We start from the raw sequence: 4333 nt of genomic DNA, 5'->3' as shown, positions 1-4333 counted from the left end.
CGTGGCGGCCGCGCTGCTGCTCGGTGCCGGGTCAGCGGTGCTGGGCTGGCTGTCGGGCGGGGCGCTGGCGGGCGAGCGGATGGCCCGGCTGGGGCCGGTGCCGTGGTGGACGGGCCTGGCGGCGGCGGGCTGGCTGGCCGTGGTGGCGGTGCCGGGAGCCCTGCTGGTGCGCCACCGCGCGCTGGCGGCGCCGGGACTGGCGGCCGGTCAGCGCCCGGCGCGTGCCCGGGGCGTGTGCGCCCGGCTCGCGCAGCCGCCCCGCCGGGGCGCGCTACGACTGCGCGCCGGTACGTACGCCCTGGTGCTGCGGCTGTCCGGCCGGCGCCCCGCCGACGGGCCGGGCGACGACGGGCCGGGCGACGACGGGCCGGACGACGGGCCCGGAACCGACTGAACCGGCGCCGGCCGAACCTGGGTCGACCGAACCTGGGTCGACCGAACCGGCGCCGGCCGCCGCTCGACTACTCCGCGTTCCCGGTGAAGTCCACGTACCACTGCGGCGCGTACCGGTCGCAGTTCTCGACCCCGACGTTGGTCAGCGAGTCCCGGACGCAGGTCATGTAGTCCTTGTAGTACACCCCGAGCCCGATCACCGAGGTGGCGACCACCACCGTCATCGCGCCGGTGAGGATCCCGGCCAGCGCCGCCGGGGTGAGCGGGTTCGGCTCCGCGACCCCGGGGGCGACCCCGGCCGGGGCGCCGGCCGTACCGCCGGCCGTACCGCCGGCCACGGCCGCCGCAGGCTTCCGGGTGCGCAGCGCGCCGATGCCCCAGGCGATGGCGAGCAGGCCCACCAGCAGCGCGATCCAGCGGAAGCCCGCGAACAGGCAGACCAGCGCGAAGGGCCCGGCCAGCGCGGCGTTGCGGGCCTTGCGGTGGGCCGGGTTGGTCGGGTCGAGCCGGGGCGGCTGCGGTGCCGGCGGTCGGCCGCCGGGTCGGCCGCCGTCCTGGCCCTGGCCCCACGGCGGCGGGAGCTGCGGCCGGTCGCCGTCACCCTCCGGGCCCTGGCCGGGCCAGGGGCTGCGCGGCTGCCACGGCTGGTCCGGGGCATCCGCCGGCGGCGGCGCGAAGGGGTTGCGCTCGCCGGTGTCGTCGCCGCTGCTCATGGGTTCAGCCATTCCTTCTCGGTCGGGGCTCGTTCGGAGGGTCTCGCGTCGGAGCGGTCTCCCGCGCCCCAATGATCCCGCAGGTGTTCGACGGCCCGCCGGGGGCCCGCCCGCCCGGTCCGCTCCGCAGGCCCGTCCGGCGACGTGCGGGCCGTGGACGACCCCGGTGCGGCGGGGCCGAGGAGATCCCCGTCTCAACTACGCGCGTAGCGCCGCCGGGAGGGTGCGGAGGCCCTCCGACCAGCCGTTATCGTGGTGACGGTCAGCAGCTCACATAGGTTCCCCGGGGCCCGCGTCGCGGCGGGTTCTCCTGGTGTTCCCCTTCGCTCGACCTGCCGTTCGTAGTGGCCCCACCGCCGGTGGACGTACCAGCGGACGGCGCCCGACCTACGGAGAATCGCGCAGTGGCCGCCGCCCCCGCTCAGCTCTTCCCGCCCCGTACGCCCGGACCGGCCCGCCTGGTGGTGCTGGTCTCCGGCTCCGGCACCAACCTCCAGGCGCTGATCGACGCCGTCGCCGACCCGGCCTACGGCGCCGAGATCGTCGCGGTGGGCGCGGACCGGGACGGGATCGTCGGCCTGGAGCGCGCCGAGAAGGCGGGCCTGCCGACCTTCGTCCACCGGGTGAAGGACTTCCCGGACCGCGCGGAATGGGACGGCGCGCTGACCGCCTCCGTCGCCGCCCACCAGCCGGACCTGGTGGTCACGGCCGGCTTCATGAAGATCCTCGGCCCCGAGTTCATCGCGGCCTTCGGCGGACGGATCGTCAACACCCACCCCGCACTGCTGCCGTCCTTCCCCGGCGCCCACGGCGTCACCGACGCGCTCGCGTACGGGGTGAAGGTCACCGGCTGCACCGTCCACCTGGTCGACGCCGGCGTGGACACCGGGCCGATCATCGCGCAGGGCGTCGTCGAGGTCGTCGACGCCGACCACGCCGATGGCGGCGAAGCGCTGCACGAGCGCATCAAGACTGTCGAGCGCAAGCTGCTCGTCGACGTCGTGGGCCGGCTGGCCCGCGAGGGTCACCGCATCGAGGACCGAAAGGTATGGATCCCGGCATGAGTGCCAGCTCCACCACCACCCCCGTTTCGGAGAACATCCGCCCGATCCGTCGCGCGCTGATCAGCGTGTACGACAAGACCGGTCTGGAGGAGCTGGCCCAGGGCCTGCACGCCGCCGGGGTCGCCATCGTCTCCACCGGCTCCACCGCCGGCCGGATCGCCGCCGCCGGTGTCCCGGTGACCGAGGTCTCCGAGCTGACCGGCTTCCCGGAGTGCCTGGACGGCCGCGTGAAGACCCTGCACCCCCGGGTGCACGCCGGCGTGCTCGCCGACCTGCGCCTGGAGTCGCACCGCGCGCAGCTGGCCGAGCTCGGCGTCGAGCCCTTCGACCTGGTCGTGGTGAACCTCTACCCGTTCAAGGCCACCGTGGCCTCCGGTGCCACCCCGGACGAGTGCGTCGAGCAGATCGACATCGGCGGCCCGAGCATGGTCCGCGCCGCCGCCAAGAACCACCCCTCGGTGGCCGTCGTGGTCGACCCGGCCCGGTACGGCGACGTGCTGGAGGCGGTGCGGGAGGGCGGCTTCGACCTGGCCACCCGCAAGCGCCTGGCCGGTGCCGCGTTCGCCCACACCGCCGCCTACGACGTGGCCGTCGCCTCCTGGTTCGAGGCCGGCTACGCGCCCAGCGACGAGCGGTTCCCCGAGTTCCTCGGCGCCACCTGGGAGCGCCAGAACGTGCTGCGCTACGGAGAGAACCCGCACCAGGGCGCCGCGCTGTACAGCGACGGCACCGGCGGCCTGGCCGGTGCGCGGCAGCTGCACGGCAAGGAGATGTCGTACAACAACTACGTCGACACCGACGCCGCCCGCCGCGCCGCCTACGACCACGCCGAGCCGGCCGTCGCGATCATCAAGCACGCCAACCCGTGCGGCATCGCGACCGGCGCCGACGTCGTCGAGGCGCACCGCAAGGCGCACGAGTGCGACCCGGTCTCCGCGTACGGCGGCGTGATCGCGGTCAACCGCCCGGTCACCGTCGAGCTGGCCGAGCAGATCGCCCCGATCTTCACCGAGGTCGTCGTGGCCCCCGGCTACGAGGACGGCGCGGTCGAGGTGCTGGCCCGCAAGAAGAACCTGCGGGTGCTGGTCGCTCCCGAGGCCCCGGCCAACCGCCAGGAGGTGCGCCCGGTCTCCGGCGGCGTGCTGCTCCAGGACGCCGACCGGGTGCACGCCGAGGGCGACGACCCGGCGAACTGGACGCTGGCCACCGGCGAGGCGCTCTCCGAGGCCGAGCTGGCCGAGCTGGCCTTCGCCTGGCGGGCCTGTCGGGCCGTCAAGTCCAACGCGATCCTGCTGGCCAAGGACGGCGCCTCGGTCGGCGTCGGCATGGGCCAGGTCAACCGGGTGGACTCCTGCAAGCTCGCGGTCGAGCGGGCCGGCGAGCGGGCCAAGGGCTCCTACGCGGCCTCGGACGCCTTCTTCCCGTTCCCGGACGGTCCGGAGATCCTGATCGCCGCGGGCGTGCGGGCGATCGTCCAGCCGGGCGGTTCGATCCGTGACGAGCAGGTCATCGAGGCCGCCGAGAAGGCGGGCGTGACGATGTACTTCACCGGCGCGCGCCACTTCTTCCACTGATTCCGCTGAATCCGCTGATGACGTGACGCGACGGCCCGGCCCCTCCGAGGAGGGAGCCGGGCCGTTCGCGCGTGAGGGCCGTGCCGACCGGTCAGTAGCGCGGCCGGTTGAACCAGTTGACGCCGTCCCGGATGGACATGGCGGTGATCCATATGACGCTGATCGCCAGCCACAGCACGCCTGCCAGCATGCCGACCGCGGTGCCCCCGCTGATGGCGCCCGCCAGGATCAGCAGGCCGATCAGCGCGCCGAACGAGCCGTAGACGATGGTGGTGATCCGGACGGCGTTGCCGCCCTTGCCGAACTTCACGCCGAGCGTGATGGAGAGCGCGGCGAACAACCCGGCCACGACGGCGACGACGGCGATGATGCCGGCGGCGGCGTCGCCCAGCGCGGTGAGCGGGTTGTCGTCGGTCGTGGTCGTGCTGAGGCTGTTGGTGGCGTCCTTGGCGAACGCCGCGGCGAGCAGGTAGATGATCGCGAGGATCGTCTGCACGCCGCCCACGACGAACAGCAGCACCCGGGCGGTGGTCACCAGGCCCGGCATGGACTGCGGCGCGGCCGGCGGGTAGCCGTAGCCCGGCGCGGC

General features: G+C 74.4%; 4 protein-coding genes and 1 pseudogene. 3 read left to right on the top strand and 2 right to left on the bottom strand.

Annotation, left to right across the window (positions count from 1 at the left end):
* Window positions 1–394: pseudogene (locus J0670_RS31445) on the top strand (hypothetical protein); the annotation flags it as partial.
* A gap of 67 nt (window positions 395–461) precedes the next feature.
* Here the strand turns inward: J0670_RS31445 and J0670_RS31440 are convergent.
* The gene (locus J0670_RS31440; protein WP_207815298.1) at window positions 462–1106 is read right to left on the bottom strand and encodes a hypothetical protein; all 645 of its coding nucleotides are present in this window, start codon (window positions 1104–1106) and stop codon (window positions 462–464) included.
* Window positions 1107–1510: 404 nt separating this feature from the next.
* Here J0670_RS31440 and purN point away from each other — a divergent pair, with 404 nt between their 5' ends.
* Window positions 1511–2170, top strand: coding sequence for a phosphoribosylglycinamide formyltransferase (purN, locus tag J0670_RS31435; RefSeq protein WP_207815296.1), 660 nt, complete (start codon window positions 1511–1513; stop codon window positions 2168–2170).
* Window positions 2167–3744, top strand: coding sequence for a bifunctional phosphoribosylaminoimidazolecarboxamide formyltransferase/IMP cyclohydrolase (purH, locus tag J0670_RS31430; RefSeq protein WP_207815294.1), 1578 nt, complete (start codon window positions 2167–2169; stop codon window positions 3742–3744). Before purN ends, purH begins: the two co-directional genes overlap by 4 nt.
* Before the next feature lie 91 nt (window positions 3745–3835).
* Here the strand turns inward: purH and J0670_RS31425 are convergent.
* Window positions 3836–4333 (bottom strand): hypothetical protein (locus J0670_RS31425; RefSeq protein ID WP_207815292.1); only part of this gene is annotated, 498 nt, incomplete at its 5' end.

The sequence above is a fragment of the Streptomyces sp. FH025 genome (assembly GCF_017427025.1).
Classification (GTDB): Bacteria; Actinomycetota; Actinomycetes; order Streptomycetales; family Streptomycetaceae; genus Kitasatospora.
The sequence above is the reverse complement of the archived record's forward strand: the minus strand, read 5'-3'. Positions and strand labels throughout refer to the sequence as shown.